Here is a 19,437-nt window from a genome sequence, read left to right on the forward strand (position 1 = left end):
GGGGGCGAAGGTGGCGGGAGGGGGAGGGCCGCGCCGGGCCCACCTGGGCTCCGCCCCGGGCCCCGGACCCCGCGCCTCGAACGCCGGTGAGGCTGGACGCCTCGCCCGGCGTTAGCCTTGGTGTCGGAAAACCGCCAGCCGTGGTCCCTTCCGCACGGGATCCTGGAGCCATGCACACCGACACCGAGCGCTGCGTCAGAGCCGTGCGGTCGAAGGACGCCCGCTTCGACGGCTGGTTCTTCACCGCCGTCCTGACCACCCGGATCTACTGCCGGCCCAGCTGTCCCGCGGTGCCGCCGAAGACCGAGAACATGTCCTTCCTGCCCAGCGCCGCCGCCTGCCAGCAGGCCGGGTTCCGGGCCTGCAAACGGTGCCGGCCCGACACCAGTCCCGGCTCCCCCGAGTGGAACGCCCGCGCCGACGCCGTGGCGCGCGCCATGCGGCTCATCCAGGACGGGGTCGTCGACCGCGAGGGCGTGCCCGGACTCGCCTCCCGCCTCGGCTACTCGACCCGCCAGGTGGAACGCCAGCTCAACGCCGAGCTCGGCGCCGGGCCCCTCGCCCTCGCCCGGGCCCAGCGCGCCCAGACCGCGCGGATCCTCATCGAGACCTCCGAACTCCCCATGGCCGACGTGGCGTTCGCCGCCGGGTTCTCCTCCATCCGGACCTTCAACGACACCGTCCGCGAGGTCTTCGCCCTCTCCCCCAGCGGCCTCCGCGTCCGTGCCCTGAAGTCCAGCCGCCGCGAGGACGCCCAGCCCCGGATCCCGGGAACGATCAGCCTGCGGCTGCCGTTCCGGGCTCCGCTCAACCCGGACAACCTCTTCGGCCACCTCGCCGCGACGGCCGTCCCCGGTGTCGAGGAGTGGCGGGGCGGCGCCTACCGCCGCACCCTGCGCCTCCCCTACGGCACCGGCGTCGTCGCCCTGACCCCGCGGCCCGACCACATCGGCTGCCAGCTGGCGCTCACCGACCTGCGCGACCTCACCATCGCCATCAGCCGCTGCCGCTGGATGCTCGACCTGGACGCCGATCCCGAGGCCGTCGACGCGCAGCTGCGCTCCGACCCGCTGCTGGCCCCGCTCGTGGACAGGGCTCCGGGGCGCCGGGTTCCCCGTACGGTCGACGCGGCGGAGTTCGCCGTACGGGCGGTCCTCGGGCAGCAGGTGTCCACGGCGGCGGCGCGTACGCACGCCGCCCGGCTGGTCACCGCCCACGGCGAGCCGGTCGCGGACCCCGATCCGGCGGGCGGACTGACCCACCTGTTCCCCTCGCCGCAGGCGCTCGCCGAGCTGGACCCGGAGTCGCTCGCCCTCCCGCGCAGCCGGCGCGCCACGCTCACCACCCTGGTCTCGGCGCTGGCCGACGGTTCGCTGCCGCTCGGCATCGACAGCGACTGGGAGGCGGCGCGGGTTCAGCTCTCGGCGCTGCCCGGCTTCGGCCCGTGGACCACCGAGGTCATCGCGATGCGGGCGCTCGGCGACCCGGACGCCTTCCTGCCCTCCGACCTCGGGGTCCGGCGGGCGGCGCGGTCGCTCGGACTGCCGTCGACGCCTTCGGCGCTGACGGCCCGGGCGGCGGGCTGGCGGCCCTGGCGTGCGTACGCCGTCCAGTACTTGTGGGCCACCGACGACCACCCCATCAACCACCTGCCCGTCTGAAAGGCGCCTACGACATGCGAGACACCATGAACGGCCTCGGCAAGCGGCACACCGTCGTCGACAGCCCCTACGGCGCGCTCACCCTCGTCGCCACGGACGGCGTCCTCAGCGGCCTCTACATGACCGGTCAGCGCCACCGTCCCGCCGAGGAATCCTTCGGGGAGCGGGCCGCCGCGACCGAGGAGCCCTTCCCCGAAGTGGTACGGCAGCTGACCGCGTACTTCGCCGGGGAGCTCAGGGCGTTCGACGTCCCGGTCCGGCTGGAGGGCACCGACTTCCAGCGCAGGGTCTGGGAACAGCTCGTACGGATCCCGTACGGCGAGACGTGGTCGTACGGGGAGCTCGCGGCCCGGCTGGGCAAGCCGAGCGCCCCGCGCGCGGTGGGCCTGGCCAACGGGAAGAACCCGGTCGGCATCATCGTGCCCTGCCACCGGGTGATCGGAGCCTCGGGGGGCATGACGGGCTACGGCGGCGGGATCGAGCGCAAGGTGCGGCTGCTGGCCTTCGAGTCCGGCGGGCGGCTCTGAGGACTACACGACGAGCAGGGGAACCAGCAGCGCGAAGGCGGCGCCGGCTTCCACGGCGTAGCTGTAGAGGGACGGGTGCTGGACGGGGGCGGCGAGCAGGACCACGCTCTGCCGGGCAGCGGCCGCCTCCACCCAGTCGGGGTCCGCGCCGAGGTTGCCCTGGTACCAGCCTTCGCAGGAGCCGGGCCCGGTGACGGCGAGGAGGTCGTCCTCCCGGCGGTAGAAGGCCTGCCAGCCGGCGGCGGGTACGGACCAGCCGTCGAAATCGGTGAACTGGGCCCATCCGCCCTCGCGTATCGCGGTGTCGAACAGCCAGACGGGCGTTCCCTCGGGGGTGACCTCACCGCCGGCCTGCTGGTCGGTGGTGAAGTGGACCATGGGCAGGGCGTCGGGCCCGTCGGCGGTGCTGGGCCAGGCGTACATGGTGATCATCTGCTGAATTCTGTCCTGCTCGGCGTAGGCGCGGCGTTACGGGGGACAGCGCACGGTCGGGGTCGGACGGCGCGGCGACGGCGCGGCGACGGCGGCGCCGCTACCCGGCCGCCGGGCGCCGGCCGTTCTCCAGTTCCGCGGCGCCCTCGCCCGACCGCAGGACCCGGTAGGCCTCCTCGGTGCGCAGGCCGAGCGATCCGGGCAGGTAGGTGGTGAGTTCGGCGGGGTCGACCAGCCGCCAGGAGAGGAGTTCCTCCTCCTGGAGCTTGATGGAGGCGAGCTGCTCCGCGTCGAGGACACCGCCGTCGTAGACGTACGCGACCAGGGGCGGGCGGCCGGCGCCCAGCGTCCAGTCGACGGCGAGCAGGCGGCCGAGCGGGAGGTCGAGGCCGATCTCCTCGGCGCTCTCGCGGCGGGCGGCCGTACGCGGCGACTCGCCCTGGTCCGACTCGATGGTGCCGCCCGGCAGCGCCCACCCCTCGCGGTAGTTGGGCTCGACGAGCAGGACCCTGCCGTCGGCGTCCCGGTAGAGGGCGGCCGCTCCGGCCAGCACCCGGGGGAGGCTCGCGATGTAGGTGGCGTAGTCATCGATGGTGGTCACGCCGCAACCCTACCCAGCGGCCCCCGCAACCGGAGATCACGCCTCGGGTGTGCCGGGTCCGCCGCCCTCGCGGTCGCGGCCCCGGGACTCGGCCAGGCGCCGCAGCCGCGGGTGGCGGGCCGGGCCCCGCTCGGTGACGGCGTCGCCGACCATGGCCTTGACCGCGTCCCTCATCCCGTGCAGGGCGTGGTGGCGTGCGGGACCGGCTCCGGGATCCTCGCGGAGCTCCTTCACCAGGGCCCAGCACAGCGCCAGCATGACGATGACGAAGGGCAGCGCGACCAGGATGGTGGCCGTCTGGAGGGACTGCAGGCCGCCCACGACGAGCAGCACGGCGGCGACGCACGCCATCAGCACGCCCCAGGTGACGACGAGCCAGGTGGGCGGATGCAGCGAACCGCGGCTGGTGAGGGAGCCCATCACCAGGGAGGCCGAGTCGGCGCTGGTGACGAAGTAGGTCATGACCAGCACCATGGCCAGGTACGAGGTGACGGTGCCCAGCGGCAGCGCGTCCAGCATGGCGAAGAGCGAGGCCTCCGTCCCGTCCTTGATCTTGGCGGCGAAGTCGACGGCGCCGGTGGAGCCGAGGCGGATGGCGGTGCCGCCCATCACGCAGAACCAGATGACGGTGGCGCCGCTGGGCACGAGCAGCACGCCGATGAGGAATTCGCGGATGGTGCGGCCGCGCGAGATGCGGGCGATGAAGGTGCCGACGAAGGGAGCCCACGAGAGCCACCACGCCCAGTAGAAGATCGTCCACGCACCGAGCCACTTGGCGTCGGTGAAGGCGCCGGTGCGGCTGGCCATGGGCAGCAGTTGGTGCAGGTAGCCGCCGACGCTGGAGGGGATCACGTCGAGCATGTAGACGGTGGGGCCGAGCAGGAAGACGAAGAGCATCAGGGTGGCGGCGAGCACGATGTTGATGGTGCTCAGCCACTTCACGCCCTTGTGCAGGCCGGAGAAGGCCGAGAGCACGAAGGCCGCCGACAGCACGGCGATGATGATCAGTTCTACGGTGATGGAGTCCTCGACCCCGGCGGTGAGGTTCAGGCCCTTGGCCACCTGGAGCGCGCCGAGCCCGAGGCTGGTCGCGGTGCCGAAGACGGTGGCGAAGACGGCGAGCAGGTCGATCGCCTTGCCGGCCCATCCGTTGGCCCGCTCCTGGCCCATCAGCGGGACGAAGGCGGAGCTGAGCTGGTTGCCGCGGCCCTTGCGGAAGGTCGCGTAGGCGAGGGCGAGACCGGCGATGCCGTAGATCGCCCAGGGGGTGAGGGTCCAGTGGAAGAAGGAGTACTCCATGGCCGCGAGCGCGGCGTCACCGCTGCCCGGGGCGGCTCCGGAGGCCGGAGGCGGGCTCAGGAAGTGGGTGAGCGGCTCCCCCACCCCGTAGAACATCAGGCCGATGCCCATGCCGGCGCTGAACATCATCGCGATCCACGCGAGATTGGTGAACTCCGGCTCCGAGCCGTCGGCGCCGAGCCGGATGCGGCCGAAGCGGCTGATCGCGAGCACGACGCACAGGACGAGGAAGACGTCGGCGGCGATCACGAACAGCCAGGCGAAGTTGTCCAGCACCCACGCCAGTGCGCTGCTCGACACGGCGTCGAAGGAGCTCTTGGCGAGCGCGGCCCAGGCGACGACGGCCAGCACGGCGATCACACCGATGGCGACGACGGTGCGGTCGGGAGTGCCCTCCGCAGGGCCGTCCGAGCCGCCGACTGGGGAATCCGGACGTGGCTGTTCCAGTGAATCCGCGCTCATGTGGCCACACTATGCAGCCGTATATCCGTATTTAGGGTGAGGGCGCGCCGGGTGTGGCCCGGGCCACCCATGGGCATAGGAGGATCCTCCGGATAGGCTCATGGCGGCGCGACTGCACTGTTCGATAGCAAGGGATTAGCAAGGTGACGGACGGAGCAGTAACTGAGACCGCGCGCGTGCTCATCGCCGCGGACAAATTCAAGGGCTCGCTCACGGCCGTTCAGGTCGCGGAGCGGGTGACGGCGGGCCTCCGCAAGGCCGTACCGGGCGTGGAGATCGAGACCCTCCCCGTCGCGGACGGTGGCGACGGCACGGTCGCGGCCGCGGTCGCGGCCGGTTTCGAACGCCGGGAGGTACGGGTCACCGGACCGCTCGGCGACCAGGTCACGGCCGCCTTCGCGCTGCGCGAGGGCACCGCGGTCGTGGAGATGGCGGAGGCCTCCGGGCTCCAGCTGCTGCCGGAGGGTGTCTTCGCCCCGCTGACGGCCACCACGTACGGCTCGGGCGAGCTGCTGAAGGCCGCGCTGGACGCGGGCGCCCGCTCGATCGTCTTCGGTGTCGGCGGCAGCGCCACCACCGACGGCGGGGCCGGCATGCTGGCCGCGCTGGGCGCGGTGTTCCTGGACGCGAACGGCGAACCGGTCGGTCCGGGCGGCGGCGCGCTGGCCGGGCTGGCCTCGGCCGACCTGTCCGGCATCGACCCGCGCTTCGCGGAGGTGGACTTCGTCCTCGCGAGCGATGTGGACAACCCGCTGACGGGCCCGAAGGGCGCACCGGCCGTCTACGGCCCGCAGAAGGGTGCTTCGCCCGAGGACGTGGCGACGCTCGACGCGGCGCTGGCCCACTTCGCGGTGGTGCTGGAGAAGTCGATCGGCGCGAAGGCCGCCGAGTGCGCGGTGCTTCCGGGTGCGGGTGGCGCGGGCGGCATCGGCTACGGGGCGCTCCTGCTCGGTGCGACGTTCCGTCCCGGCATCGAGCTGATGCTCGAGGTACTGGGCTTCGCTCCGGCGCTGGAGCGGGCCACGCTGGTCATCACCGGTGAGGGGTCGCTGGACGAGCAGACCCTGCACGGCAAGGCCCCGGCGGGGGTCGCGGCCGCGGCGCGCGCGGCGGGCAAGCCGGTCGTGGCGGTCTGCGGCCGGCTGCTGCTGACGCAGGAGGCGCTGCAGGAGGCGGGTATCCGCCGGGCGTACCCCCTCTCGGACCTGGAGCCCGACCCGGCCAAGTCCATCCCGAACGCGGGTCCCCTGCTGGAGCGGGTCGCGGCCGACATCGCGGCCGACCTTCTCTGACCGGTTCCGGTTACCGAGGCCCGGACCCCGTGCGGGGTACCGGGCCTCTGCCCTTCCCGGAGTCCGGGCCGCGGCCCGCGCGGCGACGGGGTGACCCCCGGAAACACGTCGCTTTCCCCTCGGCGCCAGCCCCCGGACGGACCGCGCCGCGGCGGCCGACGCCGCAGCCGACCCCAAATCCCCTCGACAGTGTTAGAAATGGCTCATGACCGGACGATTTGGTCGGCAGCCGACCGGATGGGGCCCGCGCCTGCGCGCGCGCCTGTCCCTCGGGGCTCGCAGCGTCGCCGGTCAGGTCTTCGCCCTCCAGGCGGTGATCGTGCTGCTGCTGATCAGCGCGGCCACCCTGGCCCTCGTACTCCAAGCCCGGTACGACAGCCACCGCGACGCGCGCCACCGCACGCTCGCGGCGGCCGAGGCCTTCGCCCATGCCCCCGGCCTCCCGGAGGCGCTCGCCTCCGCCGACCCGACCGCCCGGCTCCAGCCCCTGGCCGAGGGCGCCCGCCGCGCCTCGGGCATCGACTTCATCGCCGTGATGACCACCGACGGGGTCCGCTGGACCGACCCGCGGCCGGAGCTGATCGGCGAGCGCGCCACCGGCGACTTCTCACGGGCGGTGGCGGGTGAGTCCTTCACCGAGACCTTCGTGGGCGAGCCGAGTGACGCCGTTCGGGCCATCGTCCCCGTACGGGACTCCAGCGGCGCCGTCGTCGGCCTGGTCGGCACCGGCATCGAGGTGGAGAACGTCGCCGACGTGGTCGAGGGACAGCTCCCGCTCCTGCTCGGCGCGGCCGCGGGCGCCCTGCTGCTCGGCACCGGCAGCGCGGCGCTGGTGAGCCGCCGGCTGCGGCGTCAGACCCGCGGCCTCGGTCCCGCCGAGATGACCCGGATGAACGAGCACCACGAGGCCGTCCTGCACGCCGTGCGCGAGGGCGTCCTCATCATCGGCCCCGACCACCGGCTCCTCCTCGCCAACGACGAGGCCCGCAGGCTGCTCGATCTGCCGGCCGACGCCGAACAGCGGTACGTGGACGACCTCGGCCTCGACCCGCGCACCGCCGAACTGCTCGCCTCCGGCCGGGTCGCGACCGACGAGGTGCACCTGGCGGGCGACCGGCTGCTCGCCGTGAACGTACGGCCGACCAAGCCCTACGGGGGCCGCCCCTCCGGCAGCGTCATGACCCTGCGCGACTCCACCGAGCTGACCGCGCTCTCCGGCCGGGTCGAAGTGACCCGCGGCCGGCTCCAGCTGCTGTACGACGCCGGAGTGCGGATCGGGACCACCCTGGACGTGGTGCGGACCGCCGAGGAACTGTCGGAGGTCGCCGTCCCCCGCTTCGCCGACTTCGTCACCGTGGAGCTGCTGGAGCCGGTGCTGCACGGCGAGGAGCCCACGGGCGGACCGGGCTCCTACACGGAGATGCGCCGGACGGCCATGAGCGGCGTCCGCACCGACCGGCTTCCGCTGCAGCCGGTCGGCGACGTCATCCGGTTCGTCGTGCCGAGCACGCCGATGGCCGCGGCGCTGGACACCGGGCGCGCCGTGCTGGAGGCGGACCTGACGGTGGCCGCCGGCTGGCGTGACCAGGACCCCGAGGGGGCCAGGGAGGCGCTCGCGTACGGCCTGCACTCGCTGATCGCCGTACCGCTCCAGGCACGTGGAGTCGTCCTGGGCATGGCCAACTTCTGGCGGGCCGACACCCCCGAGCCCTTCGGGGAGGAGGACCTGTCCTTCGCGGAGGAGCTCGCGGCGCGCGCGGCCGTCTCCATCGACAACGCCCGCCGCTTCACCCGCGAGCACGCCACCGCGGTGACGCTCCAGCGCAGCCTCCTGCCCCGGGTCCTGCCCGACCAGAGTGCGGTGGACGTCTCCTTCCGCTATCTGCCCGCGAAGGCGGGGGTGGGCGGGGACTGGTTCGATGTGATCCCGCTGCCGGGCGCCCGGGTGGCACTGGTCGTCGGCGACGTCGTCGGCCACGGGGTGCACGCGGCGGCCACGATGGGCCGGCTGCGGACCGCGGTGCACAACTTCTCGACGCTGGACCTGCCGCCGGACGAGCTGCTCGGGCACCTGGACGAGCTGATCACCCGGATCGACCAGAACGAGGCCGGGGCCGGGTCCGCCCAGCAGGACCGCGCGGGGGCGGGCACCGACGCGGACGAGCCGAGCAAGATCACCGGCGCCACCTGCCTGTACGCGGTCTACGACCCGGTTTCCGGGCGGTGCGACATGGCCAGCGCCGGGCACCCCGGACCCGCGCTGGTCAGTCCCGACGGGCACGTGGAGTTCCCCGAGCTGCCCACGGGACTCCCGCTCGGAGTGGGCGGCATGCCCTTCGAGGCCACCGAGCTCCGACTGCCCGAGGGGAGCCGGCTCGTGCTGTTCACGGACGGCCTGGTGGAGGACCGCCAGCGGGACTTCGACACCGGGCTGAGCCTGCTGAGCGAGACGCTGTCGCGGCCCGGCCGCAGCCCCGAACAGGCGTGTGCGGACGTGCTCGCCGCGATGCTGTTCCCGACGCCGAGCGACGACATCGCCCTGCTGATCGCCGACACCCGGCGGCTGGAGGCCGACCGGATCGCCGTGTGGGACGTGCCCCCCGACCCGGCGGCTGTCTCGCGCGTGCGGGGCGCGGGCTCGGCGCAGCTCGCAGCCTGGGGCCTGGAGAACGTCGCCTTCACCGCCGAGCTCATCCTCAGTGAGCTGATCACCAACGCCATCCGGTACGGGACCCCGCCGATCCGGGTCCGGCTGCTGCGCGACCGCAGTCTCATCTGCGAGGTCTCCGACGGCAGCAGCACCTCTCCCCACCTGCGGTACGCGGCCACCACCGACGAGGGCGGGCGCGGACTGTTCCTCGTCGCGCAGTTCGCCGAGCGGTGGGGCACCCGCTACACCGAGCGCGGGAAGGTCATCTGGGCCGAGCTGCCGCTGAGCGGGGGCCCGGAGCCGCTGCCGCCGACACCGCTGGATCTGGACGCGCTGGAGGACATGGCCTGGTGACCGGACGGCCCGTGCCCCCGTGGGAGGCCGGCCGCCCAGCGGCCCGTCAGGCCGGCGGCCGGCGTACCGGGTCAACAAGGGCTGTGCCGGGTCCGCGGCCGGGTGCGCAGGGTCAACGAGGGGTGGGCCGGGTCCGGGCGAGCAGTACCGCGACATCGTCCTGCGGAGCTTGCGGCAGCAGCCGCTCCAGGATCCCGTCGCACAGTTCCTCCAGCGGCAGGTCCACCCTGCGCAGCGCCTGCGCCAGCTGGTGCATGCCCTCGTCCAGGTCCCGGTCGCGGGCCTCGATGAGGCCGTCGGTGTAGAGCACGAGCACGCTCCCCGGGGGCAGCCGTACCTCCTCGGTACGGAAGTCCTGGCCTCCCGCGCCCAGCGGCGTCCCGGGCGGGCCGTCGAGGAAGGTGATCGTCCCGTCGGCGGTGGCCACGGCGGGCGGCGGGTGGCCCGCGCGGGCGATCACGCAGCCGCCCGATACCGGGTCGTGGACGGCGTAGACGCAGGTCGCCATCTCGTCCTCGCCCAGATCGGCCACCACCGCGTCCAGCGAGCGCAGCAGCCGCGCCGGGGGGACGTCGTGGCGGGCGAGGGTCCGTACCGCCGTGCGCAGCTGTCCCATGACGGCCGCGGCGTGGATCCCGTGGCCCATGACGTCGCCGATGACCAGCCCGGTCCGCCCGCCGGGCACCTGGATGACGTCGAACCAGTCCCCGCCGACGTCGTGGTCGCTGGCGGGAAGGTAGCGACCGGTGAGGTCGAGCCCGGTGGCCTCGGGCAGGGCGCTGTTGGTGAGGCTGCGCTGAAGGGTCAGGGCGGCCTGCCGCTGACGCGTGTACATGCGGGCGTTGTCGATGTTGAGGGCGGCCCGGGCGACCAGTTCGTCGACGAGTACGCAGTCCTGCTCGTCGAAGGGTTCCCGGCCGCGCACCCGGGTCACGACGACCGCGCCGAGTACGGTGCCCCGCGCGACGAGCGGGATCATGCGGGCCGAACCGAGGGTGGCGAGGTAGGTGCGCAGCGCCTCGGCCCGGGGGTCCGTGATCAGTGCCGGGATGTCGGACTGGTACAGGTTCATCGCCTGGCCTTCGGCTATGACCCGCTCGTAGACCGTGCCCGTGGGGATCCGGAAGGTCTGGCCCGCGGCCAGCCTCGCCGTGGGCGCGGCCGGGTCCGGGAAGCGCGCCGCCAGCCGGCGCATGACGCCCCGTGTGGAGGCCGCGGCCTCGTCCGGTTCCAGTACCGCTTCGAGCAGTTGTACGTCGGCCGAGTCCGCGAACCTCGGTACCAGGACGTCCACGATCTCCTGGGCGGTCTGGCGCAGGTCCAGGGTCGTGCCGACGCGGGTGCCGGCCTCGGCCAGCAGGGCGAAGCGGCTCCGGGCCCGTTCGGCGTCGGCCTGTGCCCGCTGGCCCTCGGTGATGTCGATGAGGGAGGCGATCAGGCCGAGGCGCCGCCCGGAGCTGTCGAGCAGCGGGGCGTACGAGCAGGACCAGGTGCGGTCGTGTCCGGGATCGGCGGGGGTCCGGCCGGTGCGGCGGACGTCGACCACGGCGGTGCCGCGGTCGAGGACCTGCCGCATCATCGCCTCCAGCGCGGTGGCGTTCACCCCGGGCACCACCTCGGTGAGCCGTTTGCCCAGGTGAGCGGCGGCGGGGACGCCGTTCATGCGGGCCAGCGCGTCGTTGACCCGCAGGAAGCGCAGGTCGGGGCCGAGGGTGGCCAGGCCGATGGGCGACTGCGTGAAGAGGCTCTGGAGGGCGGCGAGCGAGTCCCGCATGTGGAGGACCTCGGAGGTCTCCACGGCGATCAGCATGGCCCCCGTACGCCCCCGCGGGTCGGCGGCGGGCACGATCCACATCTCCATGGGCACGCGGTGCCCGTCACGGTGGCGCACGGGCAGGGTGCCGACGACGGTCTCGCCGGCTTGGACGCGGCGCGTCAGCTGGTCGGCGAGCTCCTGGTTGGCCTCGGGGACGAGGACGGAGGTGCCGAGGCGGCCGATGACGTCCTCGGGGCGGTGCCCGAGCAGGTCCTGCGCGGCCAGCGACCATTCCACGACGCGCCCGTCCGCGTCCTCTCGCCACAGGGCGATCGGCAGCAGCTCGCGGAGCACGCCCGCGTAGCCGACAGCCCCCACGGGCTGATCCGGCACCTCGCTCGTCGACTGGTAAGTGTCCAACGCACCGACCTCACCCCGGGGGGCCCGATTCCTACCGAATCACCCTATCCGAGGGCTCGGCGCGCGGCTCCGCGTCGGCCGAGTTCGCTGATCAGCCGGATGCCGATGCCACCGGGGCGCGCTCCGCGTCCCGGTGGCGTCCGGCCCGCCCTGCCGGGTCGGGGAGGACCGCCGCGATGGCCTGGGCCAGGCAGGGGATCCGGTGCGCCGGGATTCCCGCGATGTTGATCCGCCCCGAGGTGGTGCCGTAGATGGCGAACTCGCCGCGCAGCCGGAGCATCTGGTCGGGTGTGAGCGGCAGCATCGAGAACATGCCCTTCTGACGCGCCAGCGCCCGCGCCTGCGCGTCATGGCCCAGCGCGCTCAAGCCGGCCGTCAGGTCCGTGCGGTTGGCCGTGATCCGGCCGCGCATGACGTCCAGTTCCGCCTGCCATGCGGCCCGCAGCCCGTCGTCCTCGAGGATCGTCGTCACGATGGCGGCGCCGTGGTCGGGCGGCATCGAGTACAGCGTGCGGGCGGCGTTCTGCAGCGCCGTCTCGGCGTGGCGTACGGCCTGGCGGGAGGAGCCGAGAACGATGGCGCAGCCGGTGCGGTCGCTGTAGAGGCCGAAGTTCTTCGAGCAGCTGACGGCGATGAGCATTTCCGGGACGCGCGCCGCCAGCATGCGCGCGGCGCTCACGTCGGCCTCCAGTCCGTCGCCGAGCCCGTGGTAGGCGAGATCGACGAACGGCAGCCAGCCGCTGCGGACGGCCAGTTCGGCCACCGCCTCCCAGGCCTCGGGCGAGGGGTCGACTCCCGTGGGGTTGTGGCAGCAGCCCTGGAGCAGGACGACGTCGTCGCGGCGGGCGTCGCCCAGGTCCCGCAGCATGCCCGCCGTGTCGAAGCCGCCCTCGGCGTCGCGCCAGCCGTACGTGCGGACCTCCAGGCCGGCGGCCTCCAGGATGGGCCGGTGATTGACGTACGCCGGATCGCTGATCCACACCGTGGTGCCGGGGCGGGTGCGGTGGATCAGATCGGCCAGCAGCCGCAGGGCGCCGGTGCCCGCGACGGTCTGGACGGCCGCGGCCCGGTCGGTCGGGGCGTTCGGGCCCATGACCATGGCCAGCATGGCGCGGTTGAAGGCGGTGTTGCCGGAGAGCCCGCGGTACTCCTTGGACTCGGACCGTTCGGCCAGGCGTATCTCGGCCTCGCGGACGGCGGCCATGACGGGGGTGCGTCCCGTGTGGTCGCGGTAGACGCCGAGGACGAGGTTCAGGCGTTCGGGCCGCTCGTCGGTGCCGAACGCGCGGGTCAGCTCCCACAGCGGGTCGGTGGGCGGCGGGGGGAGGAGCTCAAGCATGTGCGGGAACCTCGGGTCGTGGGCGTCGGTTCGCGAGGACGACGCCGGTGGTGATGAGGGGTACGCCGATGAGCACGGCGAGGGTCGGTGATTCGTCGAGCAGGGGGATGGCGAGCAGGACGACGGCGACGGGGCTGAGGCTGCCGACGACGGAGCTGCGCTCGGCGCCCAGGCGGCGGATGGCGAAGGCGTACAGCAGGCCGGCGCACAGTCCCACCCCGAGGCCCTGCACCACCAGGAAGAGCGCGATGTCGCTTCCCGCCGCGTGCGCGAGACCGGTCGGGAGCACGCCGGTCAAGGCCAGGACCCCGATCACCGCGAAGGACGGCACGCACAGCAGTCCGATCGACCCGACGGGATCGAGGTCCACCTCCCGCAGCCCCACCGTGTACAGGGCCCACAGTCCGCTGGCCACCAGGAGCGTCCCCGCACCGGCCAGCACGTCCGTGTCCACCGGAACGACGTAGCGCCAGACGAGGGCGGCCACACCGGCCGCGATCAGCGCGAGCCCGGCCGCCTGCGTCCCCCGGGGGACTCCGCGCCCGCGGGCGACCATGAGGGCGGAGACGAACAGCGGGACCATCCCGGGGACGATCGAGCCGACGAAGGCCGCCGAGGTCAGGGCGCCGCCGTGCATCGCCGCCAGGAAGAACGGCACTCCCGCACCACAGATGATCTTGGCGGCGGGCCCGGGCCGTACGGCGGCGATGCGGCGACGCCGCCGCCACAGCGCGGGAAGCAGGACGACGAGCGGGACGCCGAAGCGCAGCAGGGCCGCGTCGGCGGGCAGGAGGGTGGAGGCGCTCAGGGCGCGGGCGCTGAGCGCGAAGGCGGCCCAGATCGCCACCGTCACCAGCAGCGCCAGCATGCCGACGGCCTGCGGTGAGAGCCGGCGGTGGATGGCCCCGGACTTCGGGGGTGCCACGGGGGGAGGCGCTGTCGCCCCCATGGTGTTCGTCGCGAGCAAGGAGGTAGCTCCAGCCTCTGGGACCCGTATCTTTCCGTGGGCAACGCTAGGGCCTGAGGCGGGGCAGCCGATTGCCAGTTCTGCCGCTCGCGCGTACGTTTGAGGCAGAATCTGCCAAGGAGTGACGATGGACGCGGTCGATCTGCAGATCATCCGGGAATTGCAGGCCGACGGACGCCTGTCCAACCAGGACCTTGCGGACCGCGTCCGGCTGTCCCCGTCGCCCTGCCTGCGCCGGGTTCGGCGCCTGGAGGAGGCGGGCCTGATCCGCGGCTACACCGCCATGGTCGACCAGGTCGCCTTCGGGCTCCCGATCACCGTCTTCGTCCGGATACGCCTGGACCGCCACACGGCGGAGGCGGTCAGGCTCTTCGAAGAGCACGTCGGGGTCATAGAGCACATCCAGGACTGCTACCTGATGGCGGGAAGCAGCGACTACCTGCTCAGGGTGGTCATCGAAGACCTCGAAGCGTACGAACGGCTCGTGCGCGACCGGATCCACGCCATTCCCGGTATCGCGTCGATCGAATCGAGCTTCGCGTTCGGCAGCGTCAAACAGTCCCGTACGTACCCCCGCCCCGCCCCCGGCCCCTCCGCACGCCGCGCCCCGTAAGGCTTCGCGCCCAGGCCCGGACCGGGCGGCCTCTCACGGGCCCGCGAAGACCGCCCGGACGGGGCCTAGGCGGAGCTCGCGGCGACCGCCGCCTCGAACGCCTCGTAGGCCGTCTTGTCGAAGAGGACGAACCGCACTTCCTCCACCGCCGTGTCCGCGGCCCGCACCGTCTCCACGGCGATCCGCGCGCCGTCGTCCATGGGCCACCCGTAGACGCCGGTGGAGATGGCCGGGAAGGCGACCGTACGGGCCCCCAGCTCATCGGCGACCCGCAGGGACGCGCGGTAGCAGGAGGCGAGCAGCTCGGAGCGGTCCTCGTCACGCGACCAGACCGGCCCGACCGTGTGGATCACGTGGTCGGTCGGCAGCCGGCCGGCCGTGGTGGCGACGGCCCGGCCGGTCGGCAGGCCCTTGCCGTAGTGGGAGCGGCGCAGGTCCTCGCAGGCGGCGAGGATCTCCGGCCCACCGCGGCGGTGGATGGCCCCGTCCACTCCGCCGCCGCCGAGCAGCGAGGAGTTCGCGGCGTTGACCACGGCGTCCGCCTGCTCGGCGGTGATGTCTCCCTGGACCAGGGTGATGCGGACCATCAGGACTCCTTTCGCAGGCGGCGCCAGACCGCCTTGGCCGCGTTGTGGCCGGACATGCCGTGGACGCCCGGGCCGGGCGGGGTCGCCGAGGAGCAGATGAAAACCGCCGGGTGGGCCGTGCTGTACGGGGAGAGCGAGAGCTTCGGGCGCAGCAGCAGCTGGAGCCCCGAGGCGGCGCCGCAGGCGATGTCCCCGCCGACGTAGTTGGGGTTGCGGGCCGCCAGCTGGGGCGGACCGGCCGTGGCGCGGGCCAGGACCAGGTCGCGGAAGCCCGGGGCGAAGCGCTCCAGTTGGCGCTCGACGGGTTCGGTGAGGTCTCCGTCCCAGCCCGCGGGGACATGTCCGTACGCCCAGAACACGTGCTTGCCCTCGGGGGCCCGGCCGGGGTCCGCCAGGCTGGGCTGCGCGGTGATGAGGAACGGGTGACGGGGGGGCCGGCCACCCGAGGCGAGCTGCAGGGCGGCGTCGATGTCGCGGGTACGCGGGCCGATCTGGACGGTGCCGGCCCGGCGCGGCTCCTCGGCGGTCCAGGGCACCGGGCCGTCCAGCGCGTAGTCGATCTTGAACACGGAGGCACCGTACTTGTAGCCGTCGTACACGCGCCCCAGGCGGGCGATCCTGGCCAGTGCGGTCGGCGAGGTGTCGAAGACGTAGGCGCGGGCCGGCGGGAGGTCGTCGAGCCGCTTCACCTCGAAGCCGGTGTACACGGCGCCGCCGAGCTCACGCAGGTACCCGGCGAGCGCGTCCGAGATGGCCTGCGAGCCGCCGCGCGGCATCGGCCAGCCGTTCGCGTGGGCGGCGAGGGCGAAGACCAGGCCCACGGCGCCGGTGGCGATCCCGCCCAGCGGGGCGATGACGTGCGCCACGAGACCGGCGAACAGCGCGCGGGCGCGGTCGTCGCGGAAGCGGCGCATGAGCCAGGTGGAGGGCGGCAGTCCGGTGAGCCCGAAGCGCGCGAGGGTGACGGGGTCCCGGGGCAGCGCGGTGTTCGGCAGCGACATGAAGTCCCGCGCCAGCGTGTCCCATTTGCCGAGGTACGGGCCCACCAGCCGCCGGTACGCGCCCGCGTCGCGCGGCCCGAAGGACGCCGCCGTCTCCGCGACCGAGCGGGAGAGGACGGCGGCCGTGCCGTCGTCGAAGGGGTGGGCCATGGGCAGCGGGGCGTGCAGCCACTCCAGGCCGTACCGCTCCAGCGGCATCGTGGCGAAGACCGGCGAGCCGGCGCCGAGCGGGTGCACCGCCGAGCAGGGGTCGTGCCGGAAGCCGGGGAGGGTGAGCTCCTCGGTCCGCGCTCCCCCGCCGACCGCCTCGGCGGCCTCGAACACGGCCACCGAGAAGCCGCGCCGGGCCAGCTCGACGGCGGCCGTCAGCCCGTTGGGCCCCGCCCCCACCACGACCACATCGAGAATCGACGGCACTTGCGACTCCTTCGTCCGGTGGCGCCACCGCCACCAGGGTATTGCGCGCGGCCGCGCGGCCCCTCGCCGCACGGCCGCGCCGGATCCGACTACGCGCCCCGCAGCAGCTCGCGGATGCGTACCGCGGTGGCCTCGTCCCGGCCGACCGCGAACGGCAGCGCGTTGTCCCGGTCCACCCGGAAGGGGACCCCCTCGACGGTGCTCTGCGCCCCGCCCGCCTCGGCGACCAGCAGCAGCCCGGCCGCGTGGTCCCACGCCGAGGGCCAGGTGAAGGCCAGGCCGTCCATCTCACCGCGGGCCACCCGCAGGTACTCCAGGCCCGCAGAACCGCACGGGCGGGCCACGACGCCGGGCACGTCCAGACGGGCCAGGGTCCGCTTGTCCGCCTCGGAGGTGTACAACGGATGCGCCATGGCGATGCGCAGCTCGGCACCCGGCTCGGGCGAACCGCTGTGGATCCGCTCGCCGTTGACGTACGCGCCCCGGCCGCGCACGGCGGTCGCCAGCTCGTCCAGCGCCGGGGCGAAGGTCCAGGAGGCGAGGATCTCCCCCCGGTGCGCCAGCGCCACGAGGGTGCAGAAGCCGGGATCGCCGGACACGAACTGCCGGGTGCCGTCGACCGGGTCCACGATCCACACCGGGGCGTCCGCGCGCAGCGCCCCGTACATCGTGGGGTCGGCGTGCACGGCCTCCTCACCCACCACGGCGGAACCGGGCAGCAGCCGCGTCAGCGAGGCCGTGAGGTGCTCCTCGGCCTTGCGGTCGGCGACGGTCACCAGGTCGTGCGGTCCGGTCTTCTCGTCCACCTCGTGATCGGCTAGCTGCCGGAATCTCGGCATGATCTCGACCGCCGCCGCCTTGCGGACGGCTTCTTCCACGTCGGACAGGTCACTGGCCAGGAACTCATCGATCATGTCCCCCAGCAAAGCACGCCCGACCGACAAACCCCACCGACAACTCCGGACGGACGTCTGGACACCATGTGGACACGGGGTGAAGCGCCTCGGCCCGGCCGGCCCGGCGGAAGATCCCGGACCCCGGAGCCGGACCCGGACCCGGACCGGATCGCCCCCTTCGACAGCTGCACGCTTTTCCGCGCCACCCTCCCCCCGAGGCTGCGCCTCGCCGCCCCTTCCACTCATACGTGTGTCCCGGCTGCCGTCGGGAGTACGGGAGTGGATGCTCCCCGTTCCGGGACCGGGCCGCCGCGGGGGCGGCCTAGCGTGGGAAGGCGGCGAGGGAGGCGGGGAGCTGCGCCGCCGGAGACGACGGCTTGCCGGTCGGGGCCGGGATCCTGCCGCAGAACTCCGCCTCGATCACGTTGACGTAGAGCGATCCGTCCTGCAGCCAGTCACCGTTGGCGTTGAACGTCAGCTGGTGCTGGCCGTCCACCGTGCCGACCATCGCGGACAAGGAGCCGTTCGTACGGCCGCTCTTGCCCACCACCTTCACTCCGCAGGACAGCTCCGCGAACTCAACCCCCAGCCCGAAGCCGAACCCCCCACCCGCCGGTACCTCGTCGAGCATCTTCTTCATCTGCGCGGAGGGCAGCAACTCACCCCGGATGAGGGCGCGGTGGAAGCGGTTGAGGTCGCCACTGGTGGAGATGATGTCGCCGGCCGCGCCCAGCCAGGTCATGTTCTGCTCGGTGGCGTCGTGGATCTCGGCATCGGGGGCATCCTGGTGGAGCCGGGAGTAGCCGACGGGGTGCGGGTTCGGCATCTGCGGCGCCGTGCCGGGGAACGACGTCCCGCGCAGCTTCAACGGTTGGATGATGCGGCGGGTGGCCTCCTGCCCGTACGAATGGCCCGTCGCCTTCTCGATGACCATGCCGGCGATCACAAAGTTGGTGTTCGAGTACGACGGCGCCCGCTCCGGACCGGGCCGGGGCGGGTACTTGAGCGCGATCGCCACGAGTTCCTCGGGCGTGTGGGTGTCATACCGGTGCTCTGGAAAGCCGGGGCCGGCGGCATTGTGCAGGAAGGCGCGATCGTCGGTGTAGTTCACGATGCCGCTGGTGTGGTTGAGGAGTTGGCGCAGAGTGATCGCGCTGCCGTCGTACCCGTTGCCCCGCACCAAACCGGGCAGCCATGTCTCGACGGTGTCATCCAGGCTCAGCCTACCCTCCGCTTCGAGTTGGAGCAGGACGGTCGCGATGAACGTCTTGGTGATACTGGCCCCGCGGAAGTGGTCGCCGGCCGAACGCTTGCGGCCCGTGGCAGTGTCCCCGTAACCAGCCGAGCCGAACCACCTCCCCGTGCCGTCCTGGGTCTTGGCCGCCACACCGGGCAGTCCGCCCTTCTCGACCAGAGCGTGAAGGGCGGTCCGAGTCGCCTCGTGTCCGCGTTCTGTTTGCGCCGCGTGCGCGGACGGGGTGAGCGTGGCCGCTCCCACGGCTGCGGCCAGGGCCAGAGCGAGTGAGGCGGTACGTGCGACCCGCTGCTTCATGGGTATGGCCTCCAGATCACCGAGGGGCTTGTGCCCCTGTGGTGTGAGGGACGCCGAACGCGGGCGCCAGGGTTGCCCGTTGGGCCGATGCGCGAAGCCGGCGCGCTCGACTGGTTGCGATCACCTGGCCCGATGTCATCCCGTCGCACTTCCCCCAATGCCCGTTGATCGGACGGTGCTCCGGCGAGCCCTGGACACTGAGTTCGTGCGGGTAGTACAGATCGTCGCCAGCCGGTAGCACACTGTCGGAAGAACTCGCGCTCTGGAGTTCCTTAAGAGCGCGTAACACGATTTTGATGGAACGCTCTGGTCAGCCGTGACCGGTGTGACGATTCGGCCGTTCGTGATGGTGTAAGTACTCGGCCGTGGATCGTGGACGACGACTTGTGGGCACTGATCGAGCCGCTACTGCCGCCCTGGCCGACGAGGTCACCAGGGCCGCGACCGGTAGCTGACCGGCTGTGCCTGCAGGGCATCTTGTACGTGCTCTGCAACGACATCGCCTGGCAACTCCTCCCCCCTGAGCTGGGTTTCGGCTCCGGGCAGACCTGCTGGCGGCGCCTGGAGCGGTGGCAGCAGGCAGGGGTCTTCGACCAGTTGCACCGCATCCT

The 19,437-nt window shown here is 72.9% G+C and carries 16 protein-coding genes; 6 read left to right on the top strand and 10 right to left on the bottom strand.

Annotated features, from left to right (window positions below):
- Positions 1-170: 170 nt before the first annotated feature.
- Together ABZX75_RS06455 and ABZX75_RS06460 are read left to right on the top strand one after the other, a co-directional pair.
- A complete protein-coding gene (locus ABZX75_RS06455) occupies positions 171-1,661 on the top strand; it encodes an AlkA N-terminal domain-containing protein (protein WP_355408457.1) in 1,491 nt (496 codons plus the stop codon).
- Between the two features lie 14 nt (positions 1,662-1,675).
- A complete protein-coding gene (locus tag ABZX75_RS06460; protein WP_355408459.1) occupies positions 1,676-2,188 on the top strand; it encodes a methylated-DNA--[protein]-cysteine S-methyltransferase in 513 nt (170 codons plus the stop codon).
- 3 nt (positions 2,189-2,191) lie between these two features.
- On the opposite strand, the gene ABZX75_RS06465 is transcribed toward ABZX75_RS06460, so the two are convergent.
- The 3 genes from ABZX75_RS06465 to ABZX75_RS06475 all read right to left on the bottom strand — a co-directional run bounded on the left by ABZX75_RS06465 (position 2,192) and on the right by ABZX75_RS06475 (position 4,982).
- On the bottom strand, positions 2,192-2,620 hold the full coding sequence (locus ABZX75_RS06465; RefSeq protein WP_355408461.1) for a hypothetical protein: 429 nt from the start codon (positions 2,618-2,620) through the stop codon (positions 2,192-2,194).
- Positions 2,621-2,720: 100 nt separating this feature from the next.
- Positions 2,721-3,221, bottom strand: coding sequence for an NUDIX hydrolase (locus ABZX75_RS06470; protein WP_355408463.1), 501 nt, complete (start codon positions 3,219-3,221; stop codon positions 2,721-2,723).
- 36 nt (positions 3,222-3,257) lie between these two features.
- A complete protein-coding gene (locus tag ABZX75_RS06475) occupies positions 3,258-4,982 on the bottom strand; it encodes a BCCT family transporter (protein ID WP_355408465.1) in 1,725 nt (574 codons plus the stop codon).
- Between the two features lie 143 nt (positions 4,983-5,125).
- On the opposite strand from ABZX75_RS06475, the gene ABZX75_RS06480 reads away from it, so the two are divergent.
- Entirely contained in the window at positions 5,126-6,274 is a 1,149-nt protein-coding gene (locus ABZX75_RS06480; RefSeq protein WP_355408467.1) for a glycerate kinase, read from the top strand.
- Between the two features lie 205 nt (positions 6,275-6,479).
- Positions 6,480-9,278 carry a SpoIIE family protein phosphatase gene (locus ABZX75_RS06485; RefSeq protein ID WP_355408469.1) on the top strand — a complete coding sequence of 933 codons (2,799 nt, stop codon included), beginning with the start codon at positions 6,480-6,482 and terminating at the stop codon, positions 9,276-9,278.
- 112 nt (positions 9,279-9,390) lie between these two features.
- Here ABZX75_RS06485 and ABZX75_RS06490 read toward each other — a convergent pair whose 3' ends face one another.
- The 3 genes from ABZX75_RS06490 to ABZX75_RS06500 all read right to left on the bottom strand — a co-directional run bounded on the left by ABZX75_RS06490 (position 9,391) and on the right by ABZX75_RS06500 (position 13,718).
- On the bottom strand, positions 9,391-11,454 hold the full coding sequence (locus ABZX75_RS06490) for a SpoIIE family protein phosphatase (RefSeq protein ID WP_355408471.1): 2,064 nt from the start codon (positions 11,452-11,454) through the stop codon (positions 9,391-9,393).
- A gap of 91 nt (positions 11,455-11,545) precedes the next feature.
- A complete protein-coding gene (locus tag ABZX75_RS06495; protein WP_355408473.1) occupies positions 11,546-12,793 on the bottom strand; it encodes an amino acid aminotransferase in 1,248 nt (415 codons plus the stop codon).
- A complete protein-coding gene (locus tag ABZX75_RS06500) occupies positions 12,786-13,718 on the bottom strand; it encodes a DMT family transporter (protein ID WP_355408475.1) in 933 nt (310 codons plus the stop codon). The genes ABZX75_RS06495 and ABZX75_RS06500 overlap by 8 nt, the downstream gene beginning before the upstream one ends.
- Before the next feature lie 169 nt (positions 13,719-13,887).
- Between ABZX75_RS06500 and ABZX75_RS06505 the strand changes: the two genes are divergently transcribed.
- A complete protein-coding gene (locus ABZX75_RS06505) occupies positions 13,888-14,373 on the top strand; it encodes an Lrp/AsnC family transcriptional regulator (protein ID WP_355408477.1) in 486 nt (161 codons plus the stop codon).
- A gap of 65 nt (positions 14,374-14,438) precedes the next feature.
- Here the strand turns inward: ABZX75_RS06505 and ABZX75_RS06510 are convergent, their stop codons facing one another.
- The 4 genes from ABZX75_RS06510 to ABZX75_RS06525 form a co-directional block, all read right to left on the bottom strand.
- A complete protein-coding gene (locus tag ABZX75_RS06510; RefSeq protein WP_355408479.1) occupies positions 14,439-14,960 on the bottom strand; it encodes an O-acetyl-ADP-ribose deacetylase in 522 nt (173 codons plus the stop codon).
- Positions 14,960-16,378 carry an NAD(P)/FAD-dependent oxidoreductase gene (locus ABZX75_RS06515; RefSeq protein ID WP_355408481.1) on the bottom strand — a complete coding sequence of 473 codons (1,419 nt, stop codon included), beginning with the start codon at positions 16,376-16,378 and terminating at the stop codon, positions 14,960-14,962. Before ABZX75_RS06515 ends, ABZX75_RS06510 begins: the two co-directional genes overlap by 1 nt.
- 89 nt (positions 16,379-16,467) lie before the next feature.
- Entirely contained in the window at positions 16,468-17,292 is an 825-nt protein-coding gene (locus ABZX75_RS06520) for an inositol monophosphatase family protein (protein ID WP_355408483.1), read from the bottom strand.
- A 304-nt stretch (positions 17,293-17,596) separates the two neighbouring features.
- Positions 17,597-18,826, bottom strand: coding sequence for a serine hydrolase domain-containing protein (locus ABZX75_RS06525; RefSeq protein WP_355408485.1), 1,230 nt, complete (start codon positions 18,824-18,826; stop codon positions 17,597-17,599).
- Positions 18,827-19,195: 369 nt separating this feature from the next.
- On the opposite strand from ABZX75_RS06525, the gene ABZX75_RS06530 reads away from it, so the two are divergent.
- The coding region (locus tag ABZX75_RS06530; RefSeq protein WP_355408518.1) for a transposase at positions 19,196-19,437 on the top strand (242 nt) is incomplete at its 3' end.

It is taken from the genome of Streptomyces sp. NPDC003038 (assembly GCF_040611115.1).
Lineage (GTDB): Bacteria > Actinomycetota > Actinomycetes > Streptomycetales > Streptomycetaceae > Streptomyces.